Raw genomic sequence first — 26,086 nt, 5'->3', positions numbered from 1 at the left:
CCTCAATATCTCTAATAACCGCTGTCGTTCACCGCACCCGCGCCGCCGAAGCGGCTTGCCGAGAACGCGCCGACCAGCTCCGGCTCGAGCGCGCCCTCTGCCACCATGCGCGCGATCTCGAAGGCGTGGTTGGAGGCGAGCGTCACACCGGAATGGCAGCAGGCGACGAAGGCGCCGGGATGCGTTTCCGACTGGTCGTAGATCGGAAAGCCGTCCTGCGGCATGACGCGGATCCCGGCCCAGCTTCGGACCACGTTGAGCCGCGACAAATGCGGGAACATGCGCTGGGCGCGATCGGTCATCACCGCGCTGATGGAGTGCTTCAGCGCGCGGTCGTCCAGCTCGTCTTCCTTGCTGTCGCCGATCATCACCGTGCCCTCGTCGGTCTGGCGGATCGTCGTCAGCGGATGCGGCAGGAACGGCATGGTGCGTTCGGTCACCACGATCTGGCCGCGGGTCGGGCCCATCGGCGCAAAGAGGCCGACCATCGGCGCCAGCGTCTGGTTGGCATTGCCGGCCGCGAGCACGATCTTGGCGGCGCGCAGCTCGCCCGTCGGGGTGGTCAGGCGGAATTCGCCGCCGCTCTTGCTGATCGCCGAGACCGGGCGCTCCGGAAGATAGTCGATGCCGAATGCCTTGAAGCCGGTGTGGAAGGCACGGAACGTGCGCAGCGAATTGACGTGCCCGTCGAGCGGACAATAGCTGCCGCCGGAGACCTCCGGCCCGATCAGCGGCAGCGACTTCTTCACCTCGGATGCGAAGAGCATCTCCATCTTGTAGTCGGCCGCGCCAGCCTGGTTGTGCATGCGCTTGACCAGCTCGGTCCGCTGGCCGAATTCGTCCTCGCCGAGGGTGAGATGGAAGCCGCCGTTCTGCTGCAGCGAAACGTCGAGCCCTGTCTGCTGCTTCAGCTCGGACGCAAGCCGGCCCCAGGCCTGCGACGCCTGCACGGTCCAGACCGTATAGGCGGGCATGCCGAGGCCCTTGCTCTGGACCCAGACCAGCGCAAAGTTTGCCCGCGAGGCGCGCTTGGTGATGTCGCCTTCGTCGAGCACGGCCACGCGCTTGCCGAGCCGGCCGAGGCCCCAGGCAATCGCGGAGCCGAGCAGGCCGCCGCCGACCACGGCGACGTCGTATTCCCCTGACATGAGTTCTCCTATCGTCCGGTATCGCCCTTGCCGGCGAGCACGCGGTCGAGCCCGTAGAAGCGGTCGAGCAGAATGAGGGCGGTCATCGTGATCGCGATCACGCAGGCCGAGACCGACGTCACCAGCGGATCGATGTTGTCCTGGATATAAAGGAACATGCGCACCGGCAACGTCTCGGTGCCGGGTGCCGCAAGGAAGACGGTCATGGTCAGATCGTCGAAGGACTGGATGAAGGCGAGCGCCCAGCCGCTGATGACGCCGGGCAGGATCAGCGGCAAGGTCACCCGGCGGAACAGCGTCCAGCCGTTGGCACCGAGCGAGACCGCAGCCATCTCGACCGTTCGGTCCATGCCGGTCGCTGCCGCCAGGGTCAGCCGCAGCGCGAACGGAAACACGATGATGACATGGGCTATGATCAGCGCCGCGAAGCTGCCGCCGAGGCCGGCCGAGGTGAAGAAGCGCAGGAAGGCGATGCCAAGCACGACATGCGGGATCATCAGCGGCGACAGGAACAGCGCCGCCAGCGCGTCGCGGCCGCGAAACCGATGGCGCGCGATTGCCAACGCTGCCGGCACGGCAAACAACACCGCCACCAGGGACGACAGCGCGCCGAGCCCGAGGCTGACCCAGAAGGCGTGAATGAATTCCGGATAGTTCAAGATCGTCCTGAACCAGCGCAGCGAGAAGCCGTTGGTCGGTAGCGAGAGAAAACCTTCCGGTGTGAACGCGACCAGGCAGACCACCAGGATCGGCGCCACCATGACGGTAACGAACACGGCGTGGAAGATCAGCGCGAGCGGGCCGTTCCGTCTCATCGGAACACCTCCGCATAGCGGCGCTCGATCAGCGCGTTGCTGCCGACGACGATAAAGACCAGGGCGACCAGCAGGAGCGTGGCGACGGCCGCCCCCAGCGGCCAGTTCAACGTGTTGAGAAACTCGTCATAGGCGAGCGTCGCCGCGACCTTGAGCCGGCGACCGCCGATGATCGCGGGCGTCGCAAAGGCGCTGGCCGAGAGCGAGAACACGATGATGGCGCCGGATAGCACGCCCGGCATGATCTGCGGCATGATGATGCGGCGGATGATGGTGGCTGGGCCCGCGCCGAGCGACATCGCGGCATTCTCGATCTGCGGATCGAGCCGCTGCAGCGCCGCCCACACCGAGAGCACCATGAACGGCATCATGACATGCGCGAGCGCGACGACCATGCCGGTTTCGGTGAACATGAAGGGGATGGGCGCGTGGATCAGGCCGACCGACATCAAGAGCTTGTTCACGAGCCCGTTGTTGCCGCCAAACAGCAGCGCCCAGCCGAGCGTCCGCGCGACCACGGAGATCAGCAGCGGCCCGAGAATGATCAGCAGGAAGAAGCTCTTCCAGCGGCCGCTCATGCGGTTGAGGATGTAGGCTTCGGGCGCACCCAACAGAGCGGTGAGTAGCGTGGTCAGGATCGCGATCCGAAACGTCCGCCAGAACATTTCTGCGAAATAGGGATCGGTCGCGACCTCGTGCCAGTTCTTGAGGATGAAGACCGGCTCGATGCCCTTGTACTGGCCCCAATCGTGAAACGACAGCATCACCGTCATCGCGAGCGGGATCAGCAGCACGCCGACGAATAGCAACAGGGCGGGTGCCGTCAGCGCCCAGGGCGTACGCGCCTCACGTTCCTCGGCGCCGGCACTCATGCGATGGCCCTCGCGCGCACGCTCATGTCCTCGGGCCGCCAGGTGAGGCGAACCGCCTCGCCCTCGACCGGCTGCGCCTTGCCGTCATTCTGGCGGATCACGATCGCCACGCCGCATTCGCTCTCGCACTGGAACAGCCAGTGGTTGCCCTGGAAGATGCGCGTGACGATTTTCGCGCCGAGGCCGGCATCGCCAAAGCCGATGCGCTCGGGGCGGATGCTGACGGTCACGGGACCATTGAGACCGGCCGGCGCCGGCGTGCTCCAGGAGCCCGCCATGAGCTGCGCCGGCGCGACGCTCCGGTCGATCGCCGCGGCAAAGTCGTTGGTCCTGCCGAGGAATTGCGAGACGAAGGCCGACGCCGGCTTTTCATAAGTCTCCTGCGGCGAACCGATCTGCTCGATACGGCCCTGGCTCATCACCACGATGCGGTCGGACAACGACATCGCCTCGTTCTGGTCGTGGGTGACCAGGATCGTGGTGGTGCCGATGGTGCGCTGGATCTGGCGCAGCTCGATCTGCATCTCCTCGCGCAGTTTCGCGTCGAGATTGGACAGCGGCTCGTCGAGCAAGAGTACGCTCGGCTTGATCACCAGCGCACGCGCCAGCGCCACGCGCTGCTGCTGGCCGCCCGACATGCGCCGGGGATGCCGGTCCTCGTAGCCGGCGAGGCCGACCATCGCGAGCGCGGCACGCACGCGTTCGGCCCGTTCGCTGCGCGGCACATTGCGCATTTCGAGACCGAAAGCGACGTTCTCCGCAGCGGTCATGTGCGGAAACAGCGCGTAGCTCTGGAACACAATGCCGAGCCCGCGCTTGGCCGGGTGGATCGCGGTCAGATCCTTGCCCTCGAGGCGGATCGCGCCGCGCGTGGGATCAAGGAAGCCCGCGATCATCTGCAACGTCGTGGTCTTGCCGCAGCCGGACGGACCGAGGAAGGAGATGAACTCCCCCTTCCCTACCGACAGACTGAAGTCGTCGACCACAGTCTGCGCGCCGAACTGTTTTGCGACCCGGTCGAGTTCGAGATAGGCCATGCGCTGTCTCCGCGAACGATCAGATCAGCGCTCGACCTCGCGATTCCAGCGCTTGGTCCACTCCTCGCGCTTCTCGTTGATGACGGTCCAGTCCGGATTGTAGAGCTTTGCCGCGCGCTCGCCGATCGGTGCCATCTTGCCGAGGTCGGGCGGGATCACCAGCGATTTCAGCACTGGGCCGTAGCCGTAATCCTTCAGCAGCACGAGCTGAACCTTGGGATCGAGCAGCATCTTGATGAAGCTCGCCGCGAGCGGCGAGGCGTTCGGCTTGTTGATCGGGCACGCCGTCGTCAGCAGTGTCGCCGCGCCTTCCTTCGGGTAGACGAAGTCGACGGGGAAGCCGGTATTGGCAAAGCTCTGCACGCGGCCGGTGCCCCACACCGCGATCACGGCCTGACCCGACTGGAATAGCTCGGTCATCTTGCCGGGCGAGGGCTCATAGGCGAGCACGTTCGGATTGACCTCTTCCTTGAAGATCTTGAAGCCGGAATCGACATTGGTCTCGCCGCCGCCGTTCATCTTCGACAACATCACAAGCGCCTCCAGGCCATAAGTGTTGTTGATCGGCGGGATCACCAGCTGCTTGGCGTATTTCGTGTCCTTCAGGTCGTTCCACGAGGTCGGCGGCGCCCAGCCTTTCTCTTTGAACACCTTGGTGTTGTACATCAGGCCCGTCGCGACGATGCCGATCGCGACCGCGCGATCATCCTTGAAGCGCGCGGTGTCATAGAGATCGGCCGGCAGTCCCTCGAGCTTGCCGCAGAAGCCGAGCTGGATCGCCTGGTACATCGGGCCGTCATCGACGATGGCAAGATCGATCTGCTGATTGCCCTTCTGCGCCTGGAGCTTGGCCAGCGTGTCGGTGGAGTTGCCGGCGACATACTCCACCTTGACGCTGTTGTCCTTCTCGAAGGCCGGGATCACCTCGTCGCGGATCGTCTTCTCGAACGAGCCGCCGTAGCCGGCGACGTAGAGCGTCTTTTGCTGGGCCGCGGCAGCCGACGGGAAGGCGATGACCGCTGCGATGCTGACCGCGGTCAGAAGGCGAAAAGTCTTCATTTGGACCGATCTCCATACCGGAATGAGGTGACGTGCCGACAAATCTCCGGCCAGAGCGCCTTCCGCATTTCCTTCCCGACCAGGGCTCCGGCCCCTGTTCGGCGGGTTTTGACGCGATTTGGAGGTCTGAACCCCTCAATCTGCCAAAAAAGCGGGCTGGCTCCAGCTCTGATGAAAAAGATCGCAGACCCAAGCTTCCATCGTCCAATGAATAATGGCACCCTCTGCATGCTGAAATGTTATGAATGGAATTCGAGATGGCGCGGATTAATTCGCGGCAGGTGGAGGCCTTCCGCGCGACGATGCTGACCGGCAGCGTCACCGAGGCGGCGAAGCTGATGGCGGTGACGCAGCCCGCGGTCAGCCGCTTGCTGCGCGACTTCCAGGCGCTGCTGAAGATGGAGCTGTTCGAGCGGCGCGGCACCGGCCTCGTGCCGACCGCCGCGGCGATGGCGCTTTATACCGAAGTGGAGCGCTCCTTCGTCGGTCTCGAACGCATCACCGCAGCTGCCGAGGAGATCCGCGGCCGCCGCACCGGCTCGCTGCGCATCGCCGCGCTGCCGGCGCTGGCGAACGGCTATCTGCCGCGGCTGGCCGGACACTTCTTGAAAGAACGGCCCAACCTCAACCTCGCCTTCTTCGGGGTGATCTCGCCGATCGTGGTCGACTGGGTGTTGAACAACCAGTGCGACATCGGCTTTGCCGAGGTGCCGATCGCCCATTCCGGCCTGCCAAGCCTGCGACTGCCGGCGCCCGCGCGCGTCGCAGTGCTGCCGACCGGACACCGCCTCACGGAAAAGCAGGTTTTGGAGCCGCGCGATTTCGAGGGCGAGACCTTCATCTCGCTGTCGGCGGGATCATCGAGCCGGCATCTCCTCGACCAGGTCTTTGATCGTCACGAGGTCCGCCGCGTGCTCAGGGTCGAGACCACGTTGTCGGAAATCATGTGCGGCATGGTGTCGTCGGGACTTGGCGTCGCCATCTGCGATCCTTTCACCGCGAGGGAATTCTCTACCCGCGGCGTGGTCGCGCGTCGGTTCCTGCCGCGCATCGACTTCGAATTCTCCGCCGTCTTTCCGGCACAGCGCAGTCCTTCACCGGTGGCGCTGGATCTGGTCGAGACCATGCGCAAGGCGCTCGCCGAACTCGAGCAGGAGTCGACGCGGGATTTTGCGCCCGGTTGACTTGGACGCCTTGCGATTCCTGCTGTATCCTTTGCGTTCCCGCAGGTAGCACATGGCGCGCATCACCATCATCGAGACCGGGCTCGTTCCTCAAAACCATCGAGAGCGTCACGGCTCATTTCCCGACATGTTCGAACGCATGGTCCGCGCCGAGGATCCGGCGATCACCGTGGATGTCGTCAGCATCCCTGACGGCGATGCACTGCCCGATCCGCGCAAGCTCGAGGCGGTGCTGATCACCGGGGCTGCGGCCGGCGTCTATGACGGGCTCGACTGGATCGCGCCGCTGGAAGATTTCGTGCGCAGGGCTTACGCAAACAAGACGCCGATGGTCGGCGTCTGCTTCGGCCATCAGCTGATCGCACAGGCGCTCGGCGGCACCGTGCGCAAGTCGGAGAAGGGTTGGGCCATCGGACGGCATGTCTACCAGGTGCTGCCGGAGAACGGCGTCATTGCCGGCGAGGAGGTCGCCATCGCCGCCTCGCATCAGGACCAGGTGATCGAGCCCCCGAATGATGCGCTGACAATCCTCTCGTCCGACTTCACCCCGCACGCCGGCCTGCTCTACGCCAACGGCGCCACGCTGACGGTGCAGCCGCATCCGGAGTTCGACGTGGAGTTTGCGAAAGTGTGCTGCGACCTGCGCGACGGCAAAGCGCCGGATGACGTCGTCGCAACAGCGAGGACGTCACTGGGCGAGCCGATGGACAGCGCAAAGCTTGGTGGAGCGATCACGAGGTTCTTGGCGGGCAAATCCATCCCCTCGTCCTGAGGAGCGCGCTCTCGCGCGCGTCTCGAAGGATCGAGGCCACAACTGCAGCAGCGGGGCCTGCATGGTTCGAGACGCCGCTTCGCGGCTCATCACCATGAGGACTAAGACCTCAAAACGGATCGCGTCCCAGTCCCGCCACATCCGCCGGCCGCGGCCCCGGCGCTGCCCAGTGAAACCGGCGATCCTTCTCCGCGATCGCGATATCGTTGATCGAAGCCTCCCGCCGCTTCATCAGGCCGTGCTCGTCGAACTCCCATTGTTCGTTGCCGTAGGAGCGATACCACTGGCCGCCGGCATCGTGCCATTCGTATTGGAAGCGCACGGCGATGCGGTTCTCATCGAATGCCCAGAGGTCCTTGATCAGGCGGTAGTCCTGCTCCTTCTCCCATTTCCGGCTGAGGAACGCGACGATGGCCTCACGGCCCTGGAGCACTTCCGAACGATTGCGCCAGCGGCTGTCCTCGGTATAGGCGAGCGAGACGCGCACTGGATCGCGCGAATTCCAGGCGTCCTCGGCCATGCGCGCCTTTTGCGCGGCGGTCTCACGGGTGAAGGGCGGAAGCGGCGGGCGCGACATGATGAGCCTCGATTGGTTGGAGCCGCAATCTATCGCTGCGCAAGGTGGAGTCGAGTGGCGATCCCCTATCGGCCGATCACGAAATCAGATCGGCTTTCATCAAGGTCCGGATCGATTTCGGGATCGGCTGGGCGCGGCCGCCGCTGATGAAGGCGACGCGCACCTCGGCTTTCACCAGCACATCCTCACCCCGCTTCACCTCCTGCGCCAGCATGATGGAGGCGCCCTTCACCGCGATCGGCCAGGTCACGACGTCGAGCACGTCGTCCATCCGCGCGGGCTTGAGGAAATCCAGATGCATCGAGCGCACCACGAACGCGAAGCCGGCGCTGTCGGTCTCGGCCTGTTCGAACAGCGCCTGCTGCTCGGCGCCCATCAGCCGCAGATGATTGGTCCGTCCGCGTTCCATGTAACGCAGATAATTGGCGTGATAGACGATCCCCGAGAAATCCGTGTCCTCGTAGTAGACGCGGACCTGCATGTGGTGGCGACCATCACGGATCTCGCCATCGAGATGGGCAGTCACGTCGCGGGCCTCTTCGCTTGTCGGCAACCTGCCCGTTTTGCGCAAAAACGGCCTGCCGCGCAAGCGTTGGCTAGGACACGAATGGTCCCGTCCGGCCCAGCGTTACCTCGACGATCTCCGGCGGCATGCCGACGCGGAGCGGCAAGATGCTGCAGCCGAGGCCGCCGGAGATGATGACGTCGCATTTCAGCCTGACATGACCATAAGCGAGCCGAATGCCGTGCTGCGGCGGCACCGCCGGCGACCAGCCCAGCAAGCGGACCTGACCGCCATGGGTGTGGCCGGACAGTTGCAGCGCGACGCGTGCGGGCACGCGCGGCGCGATGTTGGGTTCATGCGCGAGCAGGATGATCGGTGCGTCGTCGGTGACCTTGGCAAGCGTCGCGCTGAGATCGTCGGCGCCGAAGTGCACCATGCTCCGAAACCGGCGCGCCGGCAGGAAGGCGAGTTGATCGCCTAAGCCGGCGAGCCAGAACGGACGGCCGTCCTTGGTGAGACGTACAACGTCGTTCTCGTAGACGGGAATGCCCGCGGCTTCCAGCGCACGATGCGCGATGGTTGGCCCGTGCCCGGTCCGCTGCACCGTGCTGTCGTCCCAATAATCGTGGTTGCCCATGACGGCATGGACGCCCAGCGGCGCCTTGAGCCCGGCCAACACGCGGGCCCATTCGCTCGATGGAATGATGCGCGTGACCTGATGCAGGCCCGCGACATAGTCGCCAAGCAGCACGATGATGTCAGCATTCAGCGCGTTGGTGCGGTCGACGATGGCCTCGATCCGATCCAGCGGCATCCAGGGATCGCAGGCATGGATGTCGGCAATGACCGCGATCTTCAGCGGAAGATCCGCTGGCCACTGCCGCGGCGTCGGATGATAGCGGGTGACGCGAAGCCGCAGCACCGGCTCGACGGCAACGCCATAGGCAGCCGTCGAGACGCCGAGAGCGGACAGGCCCCCGATGGAACGGATGAGATGACGGCGGGTGATCATGGAAGCCCGTTTCTGATGCAGCTTCTCGATGCGATCCGATTGGAGCGGAATTGGGGTGCGCTCGTGCAGATCGTCTGCACGAGATTACCGGAAATTCATGGTAGCGGAGCGCGCAACGTTGGCGCAGATCAGTCGTCCTCGGCCTGGTCGGTGCCGAACAATCCGAATTGTGTCGCCGCATCGCGCGAGGGCTCGGCGATGCCGAGATGACGGAAGGCATGCGAGGTCAGCAGGCGGCCGCGCGGAGTGCGCTGCAGATAGCCGCACTGGATCAGATAGGGTTCGATGATGTCCTCGATCGCATCGCGGGGCTCGGACAACGCGGCGGCCATCGTCTCGACGCCGACGGGACCGCCGCCATAATTCATCGCGATGGTCGTGAGATAGCGGCGGTCCATAGCGTCGAGCCCTGCGGCGTCGACCTCGAGCGCGCTCAGCGCGTGGTCGGCGATCTTGCGGTCGATCGTGTCGGCATCGGCTGCCGAAGCAAAATCGCGCACGCGGCGGAGCAGACGGCCAGCGATGCGCGGCGTGCCACGGGCGCGGCGCGCGATCTCGTTGGCGCCGTCCGCGCTCATGCCGACATTGAGCACGCGCGCGCCGCGGCTGACGATGCTCTCCAACTCCTCGATGGTGTAGAAATTCAGCCGAACCGGAATGCCGAAGCGATCGCGCAAGGGATTGGTGAGCAGCCCGGCGCGCGTCGTGGCGCCGACAAGGGTGAATTTCGACAGCTCGATCTTCACCGAGCGCGCCGCCGGGCCCTCGCCGATGATGAGGTCGAGCTGAAAGTCCTCCATGGCGGGATAGAGCACCTCTTCCACCGCCGGGCTCAGGCGATGGATCTCGTCGATGAAGAGCACGTCGCGTTCTTCGAGATTGGTCAGCAACGCGGCAAGATCCCCGGCCTTGGCGATGACGGGCCCCGATGTGGCGCGAAAGCCCACGCCGAGCTCCTTGGCGACGATCTGCGCCAGCGTGGTCTTGCCGAGACCGGGCGGGCCGACGAACAGCACGTGATCCAGCGCCTCGCCGCGCTTGCGCGCCGCCTCGATGAAGATGGAGAGATTCTTGCGCGCCTGCTGCTGGCCGACGAAGTCGGACAGCGATTGCGGCCGCAATGCGGTGTCGCCGACATCGTCGCTGCGGCGCTCGGGCGAGACCATGCGGTTGGCCTTGGGATCGCTCACTTAGCCAGTTCCTTCAATCCCAGCCGAATGAGCTGCGCTGTCCCGGCATTCTCACCTGCGTTGCGCGATGCCGATGCGATGGCTGCGGCCGCCTGCGGCTGGCCATAGCCGAGATTGACCAGGGCGGAGATCGCGTCCGCAACGGGCCGCGGCGCCCGCTGGTCGTCGACGGCGCCGGCGAGGTGTACGACGGCGGGATCGACATTGGCGAAGGCCGGCGCCTTGTCCTTCAACTCGGTAACGATGCGCTCGGCAACTTTTGGCCCGACCCCGGGCGTGCGTGCCACGGCCGCCTTGTCGCGTAGCGCGATGGCGTTGGCCAGATCGGACGGCGCCAGGGTGCCGAGCACGGCGAGCGCGACCTTGGCGCCGACGCCCTGCACAGTCTGGAGCAGGCGAAACCATTCGCGCTCGTGATCGGTGCGGAAGCCGAACAGCTTGATCTGGTCCTCGCGCACATAGGTCTCGATCGATAGCACGGCGGCTTCACCAGGCGAGGGCAGATGCTGCAGCGTGCGCGAGGAGCAATGCACCTGGTAACCGACACCGCCGACATCGAGGAGGACGAAATCCTCGCCGTAGGAATCGATCAGGCCCTTGAGCTTGCCGATCATAGTCCCGCGACCTTCAGCCTGAGTGCGGTGCTCTGGCGGTGATGGGCGTGGGTGATGGCGACGGCGAGCGCGTCGGCGGCATCCGCGGACGGCGGCTCGGCCTTCGGCAGCAAAATCTTGAGCATCATCGCGATCTGGTGCTTGTCGGCGTGGCCGGCGCCGACTACCGTCTTCTTGACCTGGTTCGGCGCGTATTCGGCGACAGAGATGCCGAACATCGCGGGCGCCAGCATGGCGACGCCGCGGGCCTGGCCGAGCTTCAGCGTCGCAACGCCGTCCTTGTTGACGAAGGTCTGCTCGACCGCGGCCTCCATCGGCTGGTGGGCGGACAGCACGGCCGCAAGCCCCTCGTGGATCGCGAGCAGCCGGCTCGCCAGCGGCAGATCGTCCGCCGGTTCCACCGAGCCGCAGGCGACGTAGATCAGGCGATTGCCTTCGGCCTCGATCACGCCCCAGCCGGTACGGCGCAGGCCGGGGTCGATGCCGATGATGCGAACGGGGCCACGAATCGGGAGCGCAGTCATGGGCCAGTGATAGCGGCTGGCCGCTCGAAGCGAAACAGAAACAGAACGGAAGTAACAGGGGAGTGGCGGGGGCGTGCCCCGGGCGCGACGCAGCACGAAGTGATGCGTCGCAGAACCGTGGCCCATGTTGCGACCGGTCCTTGAGGCGCCGTGGGTCCCGGCTCTGCGCAGCAGCGTTTCACGCTGCAGCGCGTCCGGGACACGAGAGCTGCCCTACCCGCCCATTTTCGCCATCAGCGCGTCCGACACCTCGAAATTGGTGTAGACGTGCTGGACGTCGTCATGCTCGTTGAGCAGATCCATCAGCTTGATCAGCTTCTCGCCGGTCTCGTCATCGACCGCGACCGTGTTCTGCGGCTTCCAGATCAGCGCGGCCTTGCGCGGCTCGCCGAACTTGGCTTCCAGCGCCTTGGCAACGTCGCGGTAGCCTTCGGTCGAGGCGTAGATCTCGTGGCCGCCTTCGCCGGAGACGACGTCGTCGGCGCCGGCCTCGATCGCGGCATCCAGCACGGCGTCGTCGGAGGCCACGGCGCGGTCGTATTCGATGATTCCGGTACGGTCGAACATGAAGGAGACTGAGCCGGTTTCGCCGAGATTGCCGCCCGATTTGGTAAAGAAGGAGCGGATGTCGGAGGCGGCGCGGTTGCGGTTGTCGGTCAGCGCCTCGACGATGACGGCGACCCCACCGGGGCCATATCCCTCGTAGCGGATCTCGTCATAGTTCTCGCCCTCAGTACCGAGCGCTTTCTTGACGGCGCGCTCGATGTTGTCCTTCGGCATGTTCTCCTGGCGCGCCGCGATGATGGCTGCACGCAGGCGCGGATTCATATTGGGGTCGGGCGTGCCCAGCTTGGCAGCGACGGTGATTTCCCGCGCCAGCTTGCCGAACAGCTTCGACTTCTGCGCATCCTGCCGCCCCTTGCGGTGCATGATGTTCTTGAATTGGGAATGTCCGGCCATGCGTGATCTTCTCTAGGGAGCGCCAGGTGAGCGTGGGAAGCGCGGCCTTATAGGCCGCCACCCCACTGGAAAGAAAGAGGCTCTACGACTTTAAGGTAACACCGTATTGGTGCGTGCCTAAAGGTCGGGCATCGTTAACCCTGATTTCATTCCAGTCTGCGAAAATAGCGTCCGACCGTTCCCCGACAAGAGAGACCTGATGGCGTTCGGACTATTTCGGAAGCGTCTGCCGGAGGCGGCTGCGCCTGCCCCAGCCACGCAGGCTGCGCAGCCGGTGGCCAATTCCGAGCCCGTTGCCGCGGCCGAAACTGATTCGGCCCGGGAAATCCTCGAATTGCTGGAACTCGAGCTCGGCGCCATGATCCGCCAGCTCGAGCGCGCCGCCAATTCGGTGGCTGGCGGCGCCGAGGCGACCGCCACGACGCTGGCCGCCATTCGGGACCGCACCGATGCCCTGACCGGCCGCACCAATGCCGCGCAATCGAACGCCTCGACCTTCGCCCATGCCGCCGACAAGTTCACCCAGTCCGCCCAAGGCATCGGGGCGCAGGTCCGTGAAGCCGGCAAGCTTGCGGACGAGGCCAGCGCCGCGGCGCAGGAAGCGCGCGCCAATGTCGATCGCTTGCGCGAATCCTCCGCCGCCATCGGCAACGTCGTCAATCTGATCGCACAGATCGCGCGGCAGACGACGCTGCTCGCGCTCAACTCGACGATCGAGGCCGCGCGCGCGGGCGCAGCGGGAAGAGGCTTTGCGGTCGTCGCCACCGAGGTCAAGGCCCTTGCGGTGCAGACCCAGGGCGCGACGGAAGAGATCACAAAGAAGATCGACGCACTGCAGCGCGACGCCGCCGGCTCTGCGGATGCCGTGCACCGCATTTCGCAGGCGATCGAGGCGATCCGCCCGGTGTTCGAGACCGTCAACGGCGCGGTGGCCGAGCAGAACGCCACCACCAGCGAAGTCTCCGGCAATGCCGCCAGCGCCTCGGAATTCATCGTCTCGGTCGGCGAGAGCGCGGCCGAGATCGATGCCGCGACCAAGGCGGCCGAGAGCCACGGCGAAAGCGTTGCCAGCGCCGGCAAGGCCGTTACCACCTTTGCTCAAAAGCTGAAGTCGCGCTGCGCCGTGCTGCTGCGCCAGAGCGAGCACGACGACCGCCGCAAGACCGAACGGCTGCCCTGCCATCTCACGTTCGAGAGCGCACGCGGCGTGATGCCGGTTTATGAAATCTCGATGGACGGCGTGTTGATCGGCGGCGCGGACGCCGGCCGGCTCGCACCGCAAGCGATGATCGAAGGCACGCTCGAAAACGTCGGCGCCTGCCGCCTGCGCGTGGTCGAGCAATCCAAGGCCGGCGCCCGCGCGCAATTCGCCAGCCCTAACGCCGAGCTCCGCGAAAAGATCGAGGACAGGCTCTGGTCGATCCACGAAGAGAACACGGAGTTCGTCACCCGCGCCATGGAAGCCGGCAACGCGGTGACGAAGATATTTGAACAGGCGGTTGCGCGCGGCGAGGTCAAGATCGACGACCTCTTCGATACCGACTATGTCGAAATCGCCGGAACCGATCCCCAGCAATACCGCACGAAATATCTCGACTGGGCCGACCGCGCCCTGCCGCCGTTCCAGGAGGCATTCCTGGCGAAGGACCAGCGCATGGCGTTCTGCGCCATGGTCGACCGCAATGGCTTCCTGCCGGTGCACAACAAGATCTATTCGCATCCGCAGCGGCCGGGCGACGCAGCCTGGAACACGGCCAACAGCCGCAACCGGCGGATATTCAACGATCCGGCGGGGCTGGCGGCCGCACGCAACCTGCGATCGTATCTGGTCCAGAGCTATGCGCGCGACATGGGCAACGGAAATACGGTGATGATGCGCGAGATCGACGTCGCGATCCGCGTGCAGGGCCGTCACTGGGGTGGATTCAGGACGGCCTACAAACTGTAGTGCACGCTCAGGCAAGACGCCGAGCGCGAATCATCCTTTAAGATCGAAATTGGAATGGGAATGCCGCCGTGAGCTGGCGTACGGCTCTGACTGGAGGACTCACCGAACATGTCCGTCGCACAACTTGCCGTCATGGACACCGGCTCCAATCGCACGCTGGCCGAACGGCTGATTGATCAGCTTGCCGACCGCATCGGCGGCCTCGGCGTGGAGCTTGCCGATATTGCCGGCAACGTCCAGGAAGTCGCAAACCGCGTCGCAGGCCAGTCGGAACGGTTCCACCATCTTCAGAAGACGGCCGAGATAATGGTCTCGGCCAACCACGACATCGCCAACGCGTCGCAGGCGGTGCAAACGACCACGTCCACGGCGGCCAGCGAGATCGCGCAGTCGCGCAGCGCCGTCGATACCGCGGTCAGCCACATCTCCGAGCTGGTCGCAGCGGTGGAGCGCATCGAAGCGCGCCTCAGTGCCGTCGGCTCGGCGCTGGTGCAGGTCGCCAAAGTCTCCGGCTCGATCGAGGCGATCGCGAAGCAGACCAATCTGCTCGCACTCAATGCCACCATCGAGGCAGCACGCGCCGGCGACGCCGGCCGCGGCTTTGCGGTGGTCGCAAGCGAGGTGAAGAACCTTGCGGAAGCCACCCGCCAGGCCACGCATCAGATCTCCGACACCGTGCGCGATCTCGACGGCCAGATCGAAGGCCTGATCGGCGAAAGCAGCGACGCATCGCAGCGCGCGAAGACCGCCGGCGAAGGCGCCCAGCAGATCTCCGGCATCATCTCGCGGGTCCAGCAGGGCTTTGCCTCCGTGGAAGCGGAGATCGGCAGCGTCACGCGCGCGGCGACCTCCAATCTCGGACATTGCGACACCGTCATCAGCGAGCTGAGCGAACTCGCCAAGGGCGTCGACCTCTCCTCTCGCGATCTCAAGAGCGCCGATCAGCGGGTGACAAAGCTGCTCGACACCTCCGAAGGCCTGATCGCGCTGATCGCAGACAGTGGCGTGGAGACATCGGACGCGCCGCTGATCCGCGTCGTCGTCGAGACCGCGAAGCGGATCTCGGCCGAGTTCGAGGCCGCGATCGACCGCGGCGACATCACGCTCGATCGGCTCATGGACGAGAACTACCGGGAGATCCCCGGCACCGATCCAAAGCAGTACCACACCAGCTACGTCGACTTCACCGACCGCGTGCTGCCCGCGATCCAGGACCCGATCCAGAAATCCGATCCCCGCATCGTGTTCTGCGTCGCCTGGGCCAAGGGCGGCTACCTGCCGACCCACAACCCCAACTACCGCCTGCCGCAGGGCAAGGACCCGGTCTGGAACAATGCCAACTGCCGCAACCGCCGCCTGTTCACCGATCGCGCGGTGAAGAAGGTCGCGGCGAACACCAAGCCATTCCTGCTGCAGACCTACCGCCGCGACATGGGCGGCGGGCAGTTCGTGCTGATGAAGGATCTGTCGTCACCGATCATGATCCGAGGCAAGCACTGGGGCGCCTTCCGGATGGGTTTTCGGCAGAGCTGACGGCCGGCGCGACGGCATCCCTGAAATAAAAAGTTTGAAAACAACCCCATGCACAGTAGCCGGGGCGAGTAGAATCAATGGCTTAGGCGCATGCGCCTGGGCGGTGACATCAGACGCAGTCGGCTGTCCGCGTTTCCCCACCTCCCGACGGAGAGATCATTCGAGCACACCGATGCGCCCACGCTTGACCCGCCGGGCAAAACAGGAGCACCGGGAATATTCCGAAATGGCTGGGCGGCCCTCTATGTCAGGCACCAGGCGTGATGGTGCGCCGTCGATGCCGGAGTAGACGGCGGAGCAGTCTCGCCGCAAACACCACTGCCCCTTCTCCCCTTGCGGGAGAAGGTGGCGCGAAGCGCCGGATGAGGGCTTCTATCAGCGAACTCAGCTGCCCAAGTTACATGGGCGTAGAGAGACCCCTCATCCGGCTTCGCTTCGCGAAGCCACCTTCTCCCACAAGGGGAGAAGGTGCATTAGCGATTGCCGCGTTGTTCAGCTCAACCAGAATTTCGGCGTCGTCGGCTCCAGCCGGCCGCCCGCACGCACCGGCGCAATCCGCAGCGCAAGCCCCGTCGCGTCATCGGTCTCCACGGCGACGCCGCTCAGCGTCGCCGCGCCCGCTGCTGGCTCGAAACGTCCTGACGGAATCCCCGACGTGAACCGCCGCAGCGGTTCTTCCTTCTGCATGCCGATGATGGAATCGTAGTCGCCGGTCATGCCGGCATCGGTCATGTAGGCGGTGCCGCCCGACAGGATCTGGTGGTCGGCGGTCGGCACGTGGGTGTGCGTGCCGACGACCAGGCTGGCGCGGCCGTCGCAGAAGAAGCCGATGCCCTGCTTCTCGCTGCTCGCCTCGCAATGGAAATCGACGACGATGGCATCGGCGGCAACGCCGAGCGGACAGGCCCCTAACTCGCGTTCCAGCGCTGCGAAGGGATCGTCGAACGGGGTCATGAAGACGCGGCCGAGCGCGTTGACGACAAGCGCATGCTTGCCGTTCTTGGTCTCGACCAATGCGGCACCGCGGCCCGGCGTGCCACGCGGATAGTTCGCGGGACGTACCAGGCGCTCGGCGCGCTCGATGAACACCAGGGCTTCACGCTGGTCCCAGGAATGGTTGCCGAGCGTCACTGCATCGGCGCCAGCATCGAGAAACTCCTGATAGATCGCTTCCGTGATGCCGAAGCCGCCGGCGGAATTCTCGCCGTTGACGACGACGAAATCGAGCGACCAGTCCTTGACCATGCCGGGCAGATATTCGGCGATCGCGTTCCGCCCGCTGCGGCCGACGACATCACCCACGAAGAGAATGCGCAACTTCAGAACTCCGGAAATCGAACACGTCCGATTCCGTTAGCACATAATCCAGCGCGACGTCGTGCGATAGTGCCGGAACCGCCTTGATCTCCTGCGCTGCAAAAGCGAGCCCGATGCCGACGATGTTCTTGGCTTTTCGCAGATGCGCGAAGGTGTGGTCGTAGTGTCCCGCGCCATAGCCGATGCGATGGCCGAGACGATCGAATGCGGCGAGCGGTGTCAGCATGATGTCGGGGATGACTTCGGCGGCCCCGGGCGACGGCTCGGGAATACCGAGCGGACCAAGCATCAGCCGGTCGTTGGGATGGAAGATGCGGAAGATCAGCGATTGCCCCCGTGCGGTGACGCAAGGCAGGGCCAGCCTTGCGCCCTCCTCCGCCAGCCTCGTGAGCAGCGGCATCGGATCGATCTCGCTGCGGATCGGCGAATAGCCGGAGACGATGCTGCCGGGCAGCAGGTCGAACGGCAGCCCGCGCTTCGCGAGCTTTGCAGCGGCGGCGGCGCGCTTCTTGTCGCTCAGCGCGTCGCGCGCCGCGAGGGCTTTGGCACGGAGTTCGGCTTTCGTGTTGGTCATGCGCTTGGTCCCCACGTCATCACTCGCGGATGCGGGTGATCCAGTATTCCAGAGGCGGTGGTGATTCACACAAGGGCCGCGGCGTACTGGATGCCCAGCCCTCGAGCGCCGGTGCGCACCAGGGGGGCATGACACCTGTTGAACAGGCCGCAGTTAGTTTCAACAAGCAGAAACCAAGCAAACAAAAGTGCGAAGCCGCGGACGCCGTTGAAGCACTCGATCCCGGAGTTCCCTACGAAAGTAGGTGGGCACCATATGTCCGGGCCCACGGGCCCGGCCAGGGACAGTTCCCTAAAGGATCGATAAGGCCCCGGGGATATATGGCTCCTGACGCGCGTCGCAGCCTCGCCTTCGCAATGTAACAACGATGCTGACGAATCGCTAGTCTGACCGGCGACCTCGTTCTCGAAGGCTCGCGGCGCCACCCTCCCCTGGAGGGGCCCTCCCAGGGGAGGTGGCCGTCACCCGATCGCGACGCCGTTGCCCACCGTCCGGTTCAGGACCTGGGTCGACTTCTCGATGCGTTCGGCGGCCGCGTTCAGGGCGTTCACCACCGCGGTCTGCGTCATCCTGGCGCGCTCGACGGCGGCATTGCGGAAATCCCTGAGCTCGGTCAGCTCCTGCTCCATGCTGCGGACACGGTTGCCGACATCGACCAGTTCGTCGCAGACGGTCAGCGCCGCCATCACGGTGAGCCTGGCATCACCGATCTCGCCGAACTTTCCGCGCAGCGACTGTATCCGCGTCTCCAGGCTTTCGGCGAGCTTGAGCAGCCGCACCTCCTGGCCCTCCTCGCAGGCCATGCGGTATTGCCGGCCGTTGATGGTGACGTTGATGTGGCTCATCCATCCTCTCCGGTATCGAGCACCGAACGTATCGTGACGATCGCGGAATCCAGCCGGTCGGAGATCTCGCGATTGGTGCGCTCGAGCTTGCGCGCCTTCACCAGCGCGCCATCGAGCTCATCGGCAAGCCGCGAACGGTCGGCGCCGAGCGCCTGAATCCGCGCCGCGAGTTCGTTCTCGTCGCGATCGGCATCGCGCCGCCGCTCCACCGCGCTTTCAAGCGCGTCGAGCGCCGCCATCAGCCTACGGGTCGCGATCTCGATCTCGACCGCGGAGGACTCCGTCATGGCAGAACTGTTGGACACGCGATCGTTCATGCAGTCAGCGGTGGAACCTGGCGGCCTTTGCCCAGTGGCCTTTTCCTGGGGCTTGCCGCCCGGCAAAAGACTCGGTTCGGCAAGCGGTTAGAAGCAGAAATTTACGTGGCAAGCTAGGGGAGCGCAACGTCGCCGCGAAACTATGCACCGATAGATCGGAAGGAGGTCGTCCCGAATCGTCCATTCCTCCCCCCTGCGAGCCCAGCGGAAACCGATCTCCACAGAGGCAACTTTTGCGGCCAAACCGGCGTTTGATTGCCTTGGACTCCCGGAACCGAGGTGCTATCCCAGCCCCGACCTTCAGTGGCCGCCAGGCTCTTCCCGCGCGGGCGTGCATCGCCAAGCGCCTCATTTCAGACGGATTTTCAGACATGACGCAGGTCGATCACTCCCGTATGGCCAACGCGATCCGCGGCCTTTCGATGGATGCTGTCGAGAAGGCGAAATCGGGTCATCCCGGCCTGCCGATGGGTGCCGCCGACATCGCCACGGTGCTGTTCACGCAGTTCCTGAAGTTCGACATCGCTGCGACCGAATGGCCGGACCGCGACCGCTTCGTGCTCTCGGCCGGCCACGGCTCGATGCTGCTCTACTCCCTGCTGTATCTCATCGGCAGCCCCGAGATGACGATCGACCAGCTCAAGGACTTCCGCCAGTTGGGATCGCTGACGCCGGGACATCCCGAGCACGGCCACACCAAGGGCATCGAGACCACGACCGGCCCGCTCGGCCAGGGCATTTCGACCGCCGTCGGCATGGCACTGGCCGAGAAGATGCTCGCTGCCGAGTTCGGCAAGAAGATCGTCGACCATCACACCTATGTGCTGGCCTCCGACGGCGACCTGATGGAAGGCGTCTCGCAGGAAGCGATCGCGATGGCCGGGCACTGGAAGCTCAACAAGCTGGTCGTGCTCTATGACGACAACGGCATCTCGATCGACGGCCCGACCTCGATGAGCGATTCCGTGGACCAGGTGAAGCGCTTCAAGTCGGCCGGCTGGGCCGCCGAGAAGATCGACGGACACGACCAGGCCGCGATATCAGCCGCGATCACGCGCGCGCAGAAATCCAGCAAGCCGACGCTGATCGCCTGCCGCACCACCATCGGCTTCGGCGCGCCGCACAAGGCCGGCACCAACAAGGTGCACGGCGAGGCGTTAGGGGCCGACGAGCTCAAGGCCGCCAAGGAAAATCTCGGCATCTCGCTCGAGCCGTTCTCGGTGCCGGAGGACGTACTGAAGGCATGGCGCGCAGCCGGCAGCCGCGGCGCTTCGGTTCGCCAGGAATGGGAGACACGGCTCGGCGAGCTCGGCAGCCGCAAGCGCGCCGAGTTCGAGCGCCGCCTGCGTCACGAGCGTCCGGCGGCACTCGCGAAGGCGTTCAAAGCTTACAAGAAGGAGCTGCTGGAAAAGCCGATGACTGCGGCCACCCGCAAATCGTCGGAGGCCGTGATCGAAGTGATCGCCGGCGCGATGCCGATGGAATTCCTGGCCGGCTCGGCGGATCTCACCGGCTCCAACAACAACAAGGCGAAATCGGCCACAGCCTTCTCGGCCAAAACACCGAAGGGCCGCTTCATCCACTACGGCATTCGCGAGCACGGCATGGCCGCCGCGATGAACGGCATCTTCCTGCACGGCGGCTTTGCGCCGAACGGCGCGACCTTCCTCGTCTTCACTGACTATGCGCGGCCCGCGATGCGGCTGGCGGCGCTGATGGGCGCCGGCGTTGTCTACGTGATGACGCACGACTCCATCGGCCTCGGCGAAGACGGCCCGACCCATCAGCCGGTCGAGCATCTCGCCGCGCTTCGCGCCATTCCCAACATGCGAGTCTTCCGTCCGTGCGATTCCATCGAGGTCGCCGAGTGCTGGGAGCTCGCGCTCAACCGCATCGACGGTCCGACCGTGCTGGCACTGACGCGGCAGAACCTGCCGCAGCTACGCACCACCGCGCCGAACGACAATCCGTGCCAGCACGGCGCCTACGAGTTGGTGGCACCCCAGGGCGAAGCCAAGGCGACGCTGTTCGCCTCGGGTTCCGAAGTGGAGATGGCAGTCGCCGCGCAAAAGCAGCTTGCCGAACGCGGCATTCCGACACGGGTGGTCTCGGTGCCCTCGCTCGAGCTCTTGTTAGCGCAACCAAAGGAACGCCGCGACGCGATCATCGGCAACGCGCCGATCAAGGTCGCGATCGAGGCGGCCGTGCGCTGGGGCTGGGACGCTGTGATCGGCCAGGATGGCGAATTCGTGGGCATGCATTCGTTCGGTGCCAGCGCGCCTCTCAACAAGGTCTTTCAGCATTTTGGCATTACCTCCGAGGCCGCGGTTAACGCTGTGCTGAAGCGCGTTTCCTGAGAGTTGAGATTGCCCCAAAAAAGGACTACGTAATCTCTCATATGATCAAGCACCGCCCGGCCGAACCGGGCGCCCAACCCTGAAAAACCCTCGCAGGCGCGTCGTAGCGCGTTGTGCGGGATGACAACAGTCATTGAAGGAGATGAAGCATGGCAGTCCGCGTTGGAATTAACGGTTTTGGCCGCATCGGCCGCAACATCCTGCGGGCTATCGCCGAGTCCGGCCGCAAGGACATCGAGGTCGTCGGCATCAACGACCTCGGTCCGGTCGAGACCAACGCCCATCTGCTCCGTTTCGACAGCGTCCATGGCCGCTTCCCCGGCACCGTGACCGTCGATGGCGACACGATCAGTCTCGGCGGCGGCAAGATCAAGGTGACCGCCGAGCGCGATCCCTCGAAGCTGCCCTGGAAGGATCTCGGCGTCGACATCGCGATGGAATGCACCGGCATCTTCACCTCGAAGGACAAGGCTTCCGCGCATCTGACCGCCGGCGCCAAGCGGGTGCTGGTCTCCGCGCCCGCCGACGGCGCCGATGCCACCATCGTCTACGGCGTCAATCACGAGACGCTGACCAGGGATCATCTGGTCATCTCGAACGGTTCCTGCACCACCAACTGCCTCGCGCCGGTGGCCAAGGTGCTGAACGATCTCGTCGGCATCGAGACCGGCTTCATGACCACGATCCACGCCTATACCGGCGACCAGCCGACGCTCGATACGATGCACAAGGATCTCTATCGCGGCCGTGCGGCTGCGATGTCGATGATCCCGACCTCGACCGGTGCGGCGAAGGCGATCGGCCTCGTGCTGCCCGAGCTGAAGGGCAAGCTCGACGGTGTCGCGATCCGCGTGCCGACCCCGAACGTCTCGGTCGTCGACCTCAAGATCGTCGCCAAGCGCGCCACCGACGCCAAGGAAATCAACGCGGCGATGAAGCGTGCCTCCGAGCAGCAGCTCAAGGGCATCCTCGGCTACACCTCCGCGCCGAACGTCTCGATCGACTTCAACCACGACCCGCACTCCTCGACCTTCCACGAGGACCAGACCAAGGTGCAGAACGGCACGCTGGTGCGCGTGATGTCCTGGTATGACAACGAGTGGGGCTTCTCGAACCGCATGGCGGATACCGCCGTTGCGATCGCGAAGGTGATCTGAGTAGCAGGTCTCGTGTCCCGGACGCGGTGCAGCGCGCTTGCGCTGCTCCGCAGAGCCGGGACCCATGTCTCCCCGCGTAGGTCCCGGTTCTGCACAGCGGCACTTCGCGCCGCAGTGCGCCCGGGACAAGAGAGAGTGTCCGATGACCAACAAATTCCGCACCCTCGACGACGTCGAATTGAAGGGCAAGCGCGTGCTGCTGCGCGTCGATCTCAACGTGCCCATGGACAATGGCCGCGTCAGCGACACGACCCGGCTCGAGCGCGTGGCGCCGACCATCACCGAAATCTCCAACAAGGGCGGCAAGGTCATCCTGCTCGCGCATTTCGGCCGGCCCAAGGGGCGCGATGCCAAGGAGTCGCTCAAGCCGGTCGCCGAAGCGCTGTCGAGGGTCGTGAAGAAGCCCGTCGCCTTCGCTGAGGATTGCATCGGTGAGCCCGCGGCCAAGGCGGTCGCCAGCCTGAACGACGGCGACATTCTCTGTCTCGAAAACACCCGCTTCCACAAGGAAGAGGAAAAGAACGATCCCGCCTTCGTCGCGGAGCTGGCAAAGCTCGGCGACATCTGGGTCAATGACGCGTTCTCGGCGGCGCACCGCGCCCATGCCTCGACCGAAGGCCTCGGCCACAAGCTGCCCGCCTATGCCGGCCGCACCATGCAGGCCGAGCTCGTCGCGCTGGAGAAGGCGCTGGGCTCGCCGGCCAAGCCCGTTATCGCCATCATCGGCGGCGCCAAGGTCTCGACCAAGATCGACCTGCTCGAAAATCTCGTCAGCAAGGTCGATGCGCTGGTGATCGGCGGCGGCATGGCCAACACTTTCCTGCACGCCCAGGGCGTCGGCGTCGGCAAGTCGCTGGCCGAGAAGGATCTCGCCGCCACCGCGCTGCGCATCATGGAGAAGGCGGAAGCCGCCAACTGCGCCATCATCCTGCCGGTGGATGCCACCGTCGCTTACCATTTCGCCGCCAACGCGCCCTCGCATGCCTATGGGCTCGACGCGATCCCGGCCGACGGCATGATCCTCGACGTCGGTCCGCAGTCGATCGCCCGTGTCCATGCCGCGATCGACGATGCGGCCACCCTGGTCTGGAACGGACCGCTGGGCGCGTTCGAGATGCAGCCGTTCGACCGCGGCACGGTCGCGGCCGCCAAGCACGCTGCCGAGCGCACCAAGGCCAAGAAGCTGATCTCGATCGCGGGCGGCGGCGACACCGTCGCAGCGCTCAACCAGGCCGGCGTCGCCGGCAGTTTCACCTATGTCTCGACCGCCGGTGGCGCATTCCTTGAATGGATGGAAGGCAAGCCCCTGCCCGGCGTTGAGGTTTTGCGCATCAAGTAAGCCAGAGCGGCGAGTAATTAGCGGCCTTACAGGCCCCCAACGGGAGAAAAAGACAGATGGCTCGGATCACGTTACGTCAATTGCTCGACCACGCGGCAGAGAACGATTACGGCGTACCGGCCTTCAACATCAACAACATGGAGCAGGCGCTGGCGATCATGGACGCGGCCAACCAGGTCGACGCGCCCGTCATCATCCAGGCCTCGCGCGGCGCACGCTCCTACGCCAACGACATCATGCTCAAGCACATGATGGACGCGGTCACCGAAATCTATCCGCACATCCCGGTTTGCGTGCATCTCGACCACGGCAACGAGCCGGCAACCTGCATGACCGCGATCCAGGCCGGCTTCACCTCCGTCATGATGGACGGCTCGCTGAAGGCCGACGGCAAGACCCCAGGCGACTGGGGCTACAATGTCGGCGTCACCAAGACCGTGACCGACATGGCCCATCTCGGCGGCATCTCGGTGGAGGGCGAGCTCGGCGTGCTCGGCTCGCTCGAGACCGGCATGGGCGACAAGGAAGACGGCCACGGCGCCGAGGGCAAGCTCAGCCACGACCAGCTCCTGACCAACCCGGACGAGGCTGTGAAGTTCGTCCAGGAGACCAAGGTCGACGCGCTCGCGATCGCGATGGGCACCTCGCACGGCGCCTACAAGTTCACCCGCAAGCCCGACGGCGACATCCTCGCCATGAACGTGATCGAGGAGATCCACCGCAAGCTGCCGAACATGCATCTCGTCATGCACGGCTCGTCGTCGGTGCCGCAGGAGCTGCAGGAGATCATCAACGCCAATGGCGGCAAGATGAAGCCGACCTGGGGCGTGCCGGTGGCCGAGATCCAGCGCGGCATCAAGAACGGCGTGCGCAAGATCAACATCGACACCGACAACCGCATGGCCATGACCGGTCAAATCCGCAAAGTGCTCAAGGACAGCCCGGAAGAATTCGATCCGCGCAAATACCTGAAGCCGGCGATGGAAGCGATGACCAAGCTGTGCAAGCAGCGGCTCCAGGAGTTCAACACCGCGGGCCAAGCCTCCAAGATCAAGCGGGTCCTGACCACGGCCGAGATGGCCAAGCGCTACGCCAAGGGCGAGCTCGACCCGAAGGTGGCGTAACTTTCCCTCCCTCTCCCCGCTCTTTCGCGGGGAGAGGATCGGGGTGAGGGGCTCTCTCAACGGGTTGTGTCCTCTCGATAGACCTGTACCCCCTCACCCGGATCGCTTCGCGATCCGACCTCTCCCCGCAGGCGGGGCGAGGTGAAGGGTCGCCCCGCTGGCCCGACGCTTACTCAGCCGATCTCCCTTTACCCTGCGACGAACGTTAACTCGGCAATTGCCCGAGAACGGTCTATTTTCCCGGGCAAGGGCAGAATCGTTTTGGGAGGACCTCTCGATGGATCTGACTGAGCTCAACGGGATCGCGACCGCCATGGTCGCATCAGGCAAGGGCATCCTTGCCGCCGACGAATCCTCCGGCACCATCAAGAAGCGCTTTGACGCGATCGGCGTGGAATCGACCGAAGAGAACCGCCGCGACTACCGCGAGATGCTGTTCCGCTCCAAGGAGGCCATGAGCCAGTATATTTCCGGCGTGATCCTCTACGACGAGACGATCTGGCAGGATGCCAAGGACGGCACGCCGCTGGTCAGGCTGATCGAACAGAGCGGCGCCATTCCGGGGATCAAGGTCGACGAAGGCACGCAAGCGCTGCCGATGTGCCCGGGCGAAACAGTCACCGCCGGGCTCGACAAGCTCGCCGAGCGGCTGAAGAAATATTACGAGCGCGGCGCACGCTTTGCCAAATGGCGCGCGGTGATCGACATCGGCAGCGGGATCCCCTCGATGACCGCGATCAGCGTCAACGCGCACGCGCTGGCGCGCTATGCTGCGCTGTGCCAGGCCGCCCAGATCGTGCCGATCGTCGAGCCTGAGGTGCTGATGGACGGCGACCACGACATCGACCGCTGCTATGAGGTGACGCAACGCGTGCTCAACAAGACGTTTCAGGAATTGCGGGTGCAGCGCGTTGCGCTCGAAGGCATGGTGCTCAAGCCCAACATGGCGATCTCAGGCAAGAAGTGCGCAAGACAGGCCTCGGTCGAAGAGGTCGCGGAAAAGACAATACGGCTGCTGAAGGCCTGCGTGCCCGCGGCCGTGCCCGGCATTGCCTTCCTCTCCGGCGGCCAGTCGGATGAGGAGGCAACCGCCCATCTCAACGCCATGCACAAGCTCGGCCCGCTACCCTGGGGCCTGACTTTCTCCTACGGCCGCGCGCTCCAGGCCGCGCCGCAGAAGGCCTGGTCCGGCAAGGCCGAGAACGTCGCGGCCGGACAGCGCGCCTTCAGCCACCGCGCGCGAATGAACGGATTAGCCTCCAAGGGCGAATGGCAAAGCAGCCTGGAAAAGAAGGCAGCCTAGATC

General features: G+C 64.9%; 25 protein-coding genes and 1 other RNA gene. 9 read left to right on the top strand and 17 right to left on the bottom strand.

Annotation, left to right across the window (positions count from 1 at the left end; genetic code table 11):
- Positions 1-11: 11 nt before the first annotated feature.
- From IVB28_RS04300 to IVB28_RS04280, 5 genes are read right to left on the bottom strand one after another with little or no spacing between them, the layout of a single operon-like run.
- A complete protein-coding gene (locus IVB28_RS04300) occupies positions 12-1,148 on the bottom strand; it encodes an FAD-dependent oxidoreductase (protein ID WP_247524806.1) in 1,137 nt (378 codons plus the stop codon).
- 8 nt (positions 1,149-1,156) lie between these two features.
- Positions 1,157-1,963, bottom strand: coding sequence for an ABC transporter permease (locus IVB28_RS04295; protein ID WP_247524805.1), 807 nt, complete (start codon positions 1,961-1,963; stop codon positions 1,157-1,159).
- Positions 1,960-2,835, bottom strand: coding sequence for an ABC transporter permease (locus IVB28_RS04290; protein ID WP_247524804.1), 876 nt, complete (start codon positions 2,833-2,835; stop codon positions 1,960-1,962). Before IVB28_RS04290 ends, IVB28_RS04295 begins: the two co-directional genes overlap by 4 nt.
- Positions 2,832-3,872, bottom strand: a complete 1,041-nt coding sequence (locus tag IVB28_RS04285; protein ID WP_247524803.1) for an ABC transporter ATP-binding protein — start codon at positions 3,870-3,872, stop codon at positions 2,832-2,834. The genes IVB28_RS04290 and IVB28_RS04285 overlap by 4 nt, the downstream gene beginning before the upstream one ends.
- 24 nt (positions 3,873-3,896) lie before the next feature.
- Positions 3,897-4,931 carry an ABC transporter substrate-binding protein gene (locus IVB28_RS04280; protein ID WP_247524802.1) on the bottom strand — a complete coding sequence of 345 codons (1,035 nt, stop codon included), beginning with the start codon at positions 4,929-4,931 and terminating at the stop codon, positions 3,897-3,899.
- A gap of 257 nt (positions 4,932-5,188) precedes the next feature.
- On the opposite strand from IVB28_RS04280, the gene IVB28_RS04275 reads away from it, so the two are divergent.
- Both IVB28_RS04275 and IVB28_RS04270 read left to right on the top strand, forming a co-directional pair.
- Complete coding sequence (locus IVB28_RS04275; protein WP_247524801.1) at positions 5,189-6,115, top strand: LysR substrate-binding domain-containing protein; 927 nt, start codon at positions 5,189-5,191, stop codon at positions 6,113-6,115.
- Positions 6,116-6,167: 52 nt separating this feature from the next.
- On the top strand, positions 6,168-6,887 hold the full coding sequence (locus IVB28_RS04270) for a type 1 glutamine amidotransferase (RefSeq protein WP_247524800.1): 720 nt from the start codon (positions 6,168-6,170) through the stop codon (positions 6,885-6,887).
- Positions 6,888-6,996: 109 nt separating this feature from the next.
- On the opposite strand, the gene IVB28_RS04265 is transcribed toward IVB28_RS04270, so the two are convergent.
- The 7 genes from IVB28_RS04265 to IVB28_RS04235 form a co-directional block, all read right to left on the bottom strand.
- Positions 6,997-7,464 (bottom strand): nuclear transport factor 2 family protein, encoded by a 468-nt coding sequence (locus IVB28_RS04265; protein WP_247524799.1) that lies wholly within the window; start codon positions 7,462-7,464, stop codon positions 6,997-6,999.
- A 76-nt stretch (positions 7,465-7,540) separates the two neighbouring features.
- Positions 7,541-7,990 carry a tol-pal system-associated acyl-CoA thioesterase gene (gene ybgC, locus IVB28_RS04260; RefSeq protein ID WP_247524798.1) on the bottom strand — a complete coding sequence of 150 codons (450 nt, stop codon included), beginning with the start codon at positions 7,988-7,990 and terminating at the stop codon, positions 7,541-7,543.
- 70 nt (positions 7,991-8,060) lie between these two features.
- Positions 8,061-8,981, bottom strand: coding sequence for a metallophosphoesterase (locus tag IVB28_RS04255; RefSeq protein WP_247524797.1), 921 nt, complete (start codon positions 8,979-8,981; stop codon positions 8,061-8,063).
- 128 nt (positions 8,982-9,109) lie between these two features.
- Positions 9,110-10,147: a Holliday junction branch migration DNA helicase RuvB gene (ruvB, locus tag IVB28_RS04250; protein ID WP_247525337.1), complete on the bottom strand. Its 1,038-nt coding sequence runs from the start codon at positions 10,145-10,147 to the stop codon at positions 9,110-9,112.
- Positions 10,148-10,167: 20 nt separating this feature from the next.
- Positions 10,168-10,785, bottom strand: coding sequence for a Holliday junction branch migration protein RuvA (gene ruvA, locus IVB28_RS04245; RefSeq protein WP_247524796.1), 618 nt, complete (start codon positions 10,783-10,785; stop codon positions 10,168-10,170).
- Positions 10,782-11,309 (bottom strand): crossover junction endodeoxyribonuclease RuvC, encoded by a 528-nt coding sequence (ruvC, locus tag IVB28_RS04240; protein WP_247524795.1) that lies wholly within the window; start codon positions 11,307-11,309, stop codon positions 10,782-10,784. Before ruvC ends, ruvA begins: the two co-directional genes overlap by 4 nt.
- 213 nt (positions 11,310-11,522) lie before the next feature.
- Positions 11,523-12,269 (bottom strand): YebC/PmpR family DNA-binding transcriptional regulator, encoded by a 747-nt coding sequence (locus tag IVB28_RS04235; RefSeq protein ID WP_247524794.1) that lies wholly within the window; start codon positions 12,267-12,269, stop codon positions 11,523-11,525.
- 199 nt (positions 12,270-12,468) lie between these two features.
- Between IVB28_RS04235 and IVB28_RS04230 the strand changes: the two genes are divergently transcribed.
- Complete coding sequence (locus IVB28_RS04230) at positions 12,469-14,217, top strand: methyl-accepting chemotaxis protein (RefSeq protein ID WP_247524792.1); 1,749 nt, start codon at positions 12,469-12,471, stop codon at positions 14,215-14,217.
- 108 nt (positions 14,218-14,325) lie between these two features.
- Positions 14,326-15,750, top strand: a complete 1,425-nt coding sequence (locus IVB28_RS04225) for a methyl-accepting chemotaxis protein (RefSeq protein ID WP_247524791.1) — start codon at positions 14,326-14,328, stop codon at positions 15,748-15,750.
- A 492-nt stretch (positions 15,751-16,242) separates the two neighbouring features.
- On the opposite strand, the gene IVB28_RS04220 is transcribed toward IVB28_RS04225, so the two are convergent.
- The 5 genes from IVB28_RS04220 to IVB28_RS04200 all read right to left on the bottom strand — a co-directional run bounded on the left by IVB28_RS04220 (position 16,243) and on the right by IVB28_RS04200 (position 18,773).
- A complete protein-coding gene (locus tag IVB28_RS04220) occupies positions 16,243-17,067 on the bottom strand; it encodes a TIGR00282 family metallophosphoesterase (RefSeq protein ID WP_247524790.1) in 825 nt (274 codons plus the stop codon).
- The gene (locus tag IVB28_RS04215; protein ID WP_247524789.1) at positions 17,045-17,641 is read right to left on the bottom strand and encodes a 5-formyltetrahydrofolate cyclo-ligase; all 597 of its coding nucleotides are present in this window, start codon (positions 17,639-17,641) and stop codon (positions 17,045-17,047) included. The genes IVB28_RS04220 and IVB28_RS04215 overlap by 23 nt, the downstream gene beginning before the upstream one ends.
- A 188-nt stretch (positions 17,642-17,829) precedes the next feature.
- A non-coding RNA gene (gene ssrS / locus IVB28_RS04210) (6S RNA) lies at positions 17,830-17,990 on the bottom strand.
- Between the two features lie 112 nt (positions 17,991-18,102).
- Entirely contained in the window at positions 18,103-18,486 is a 384-nt protein-coding gene (locus IVB28_RS04205) for a cell division protein ZapA (protein ID WP_247524788.1), read from the bottom strand.
- Positions 18,483-18,773 (bottom strand): DUF4164 domain-containing protein, encoded by a 291-nt coding sequence (locus IVB28_RS04200; RefSeq protein ID WP_011084341.1) that lies wholly within the window; start codon positions 18,771-18,773, stop codon positions 18,483-18,485. Before IVB28_RS04200 ends, IVB28_RS04205 begins: the two co-directional genes overlap by 4 nt.
- A 401-nt stretch (positions 18,774-19,174) precedes the next feature.
- On the opposite strand from IVB28_RS04200, the gene tkt reads away from it, so the two are divergent.
- The 5 genes from tkt to IVB28_RS04175 all read left to right on the top strand — a co-directional run bounded on the left by tkt (position 19,175) and on the right by IVB28_RS04175 (position 26,083).
- Positions 19,175-21,160, top strand: a complete 1,986-nt coding sequence (tkt, locus tag IVB28_RS04195; RefSeq protein WP_247524787.1) for a transketolase — start codon at positions 19,175-19,177, stop codon at positions 21,158-21,160.
- 149 nt (positions 21,161-21,309) lie between these two features.
- A complete protein-coding gene (gene gap / locus IVB28_RS04190) occupies positions 21,310-22,317 on the top strand; it encodes a type I glyceraldehyde-3-phosphate dehydrogenase (RefSeq protein WP_247524786.1) in 1,008 nt (335 codons plus the stop codon).
- Between the two features lie 142 nt (positions 22,318-22,459).
- The gene (locus IVB28_RS04185) at positions 22,460-23,656 is read left to right on the top strand and encodes a phosphoglycerate kinase (protein WP_247524785.1); all 1,197 of its coding nucleotides are present in this window, start codon (positions 22,460-22,462) and stop codon (positions 23,654-23,656) included.
- Between the two features lie 56 nt (positions 23,657-23,712).
- Positions 23,713-24,780: a class II fructose-bisphosphate aldolase gene (fba, locus tag IVB28_RS04180; RefSeq protein WP_247524784.1), complete on the top strand. Its 1,068-nt coding sequence runs from the start codon at positions 23,713-23,715 to the stop codon at positions 24,778-24,780.
- Positions 24,781-25,057: 277 nt separating this feature from the next.
- Positions 25,058-26,083, top strand: a complete 1,026-nt coding sequence (locus IVB28_RS04175) for a class I fructose-bisphosphate aldolase (RefSeq protein WP_247524783.1) — start codon at positions 25,058-25,060, stop codon at positions 26,081-26,083.
- Positions 26,084-26,086: the final 3 nt, after the last annotated feature.

The organism is Bradyrhizobium sp. 199, assembly GCF_023073355.1.
Classification (GTDB): Bacteria; Pseudomonadota; Alphaproteobacteria; order Rhizobiales; family Xanthobacteraceae; genus Bradyrhizobium.
The sequence above is the reverse complement of the archived record's forward strand: the minus strand, read 5'-3'. Positions and strand labels throughout refer to the sequence as shown.

Bases quoted from the DNA above. Each gene is read 5' to 3' on its own strand.
- IVB28_RS04265 (WP_247524799.1), bottom strand. From the start codon at position 7,464: ATGTCGCGCCCGCCGCTTCCGCCCTTCACCCGTGAGACCGCCGCGCAA.
- IVB28_RS04185 (WP_247524785.1), top strand. From the start codon at position 22,460: ATGACCAACAAATTCCGCACCCTCGACGACGTCGAATTGAAGGGCAAG.
- ruvA (WP_247524796.1), bottom strand. From the start codon at position 10,785: ATGATCGGCAAGCTCAAGGGCCTGATCGATTCCTACGGCGAGGATTTC.
- IVB28_RS04225 (WP_247524791.1), top strand. From the start codon at position 14,326: ATGTCCGTCGCACAACTTGCCGTCATGGACACCGGCTCCAATCGCACG.
- gap (WP_247524786.1), top strand. From the start codon at position 21,310: ATGGCAGTCCGCGTTGGAATTAACGGTTTTGGCCGCATCGGCCGCAAC.
- IVB28_RS04300 (WP_247524806.1), bottom strand. From the start codon at position 1,148: ATGTCAGGGGAATACGACGTCGCCGTGGTCGGCGGCGGCCTGCTCGGC.
- fba (WP_247524784.1), top strand. From the start codon at position 23,713: ATGGCTCGGATCACGTTACGTCAATTGCTCGACCACGCGGCAGAGAAC.
- IVB28_RS04290 (WP_247524804.1), bottom strand. From the start codon at position 2,835: ATGAGTGCCGGCGCCGAGGAACGTGAGGCGCGTACGCCCTGGGCGCTG.
- IVB28_RS04255 (WP_247524797.1), bottom strand. From the start codon at position 8,981: ATGATCACCCGCCGTCATCTCATCCGTTCCATCGGGGGCCTGTCCGCT.
- ruvC (WP_247524795.1), bottom strand. From the start codon at position 11,309: ATGACTGCGCTCCCGATTCGTGGCCCCGTTCGCATCATCGGCATCGAC.
- IVB28_RS04230 (WP_247524792.1), top strand. From the start codon at position 12,469: ATGGCGTTCGGACTATTTCGGAAGCGTCTGCCGGAGGCGGCTGCGCCT.
- IVB28_RS04200 (WP_011084341.1), bottom strand. From the start codon at position 18,773: ATGACGGAGTCCTCCGCGGTCGAGATCGAGATCGCGACCCGTAGGCTG.
- IVB28_RS04175 (WP_247524783.1), top strand. From the start codon at position 25,058: ATGGATCTGACTGAGCTCAACGGGATCGCGACCGCCATGGTCGCATCA.
- ruvB (WP_247525337.1), bottom strand. From the start codon at position 10,147: ATGGTCTCGCCCGAGCGCCGCAGCGACGATGTCGGCGACACCGCATTG.
- IVB28_RS04270 (WP_247524800.1), top strand. From the start codon at position 6,168: ATGGCGCGCATCACCATCATCGAGACCGGGCTCGTTCCTCAAAACCAT.
- tkt (WP_247524787.1), top strand. From the start codon at position 19,175: ATGACGCAGGTCGATCACTCCCGTATGGCCAACGCGATCCGCGGCCTT.
- IVB28_RS04275 (WP_247524801.1), top strand. From the start codon at position 5,189: ATGGCGCGGATTAATTCGCGGCAGGTGGAGGCCTTCCGCGCGACGATG.
- IVB28_RS04215 (WP_247524789.1), bottom strand. From the start codon at position 17,641: ATGACCAACACGAAAGCCGAACTCCGTGCCAAAGCCCTCGCGGCGCGC.
- IVB28_RS04235 (WP_247524794.1), bottom strand. From the start codon at position 12,269: ATGGCCGGACATTCCCAATTCAAGAACATCATGCACCGCAAGGGGCGG.
- IVB28_RS04280 (WP_247524802.1), bottom strand. From the start codon at position 4,931: ATGAAGACTTTTCGCCTTCTGACCGCGGTCAGCATCGCAGCGGTCATC.
- IVB28_RS04205 (WP_247524788.1), bottom strand. From the start codon at position 18,486: ATGAGCCACATCAACGTCACCATCAACGGCCGGCAATACCGCATGGCC.
- IVB28_RS04285 (WP_247524803.1), bottom strand. From the start codon at position 3,872: ATGGCCTATCTCGAACTCGACCGGGTCGCAAAACAGTTCGGCGCGCAG.
- IVB28_RS04295 (WP_247524805.1), bottom strand. From the start codon at position 1,963: ATGAGACGGAACGGCCCGCTCGCGCTGATCTTCCACGCCGTGTTCGTT.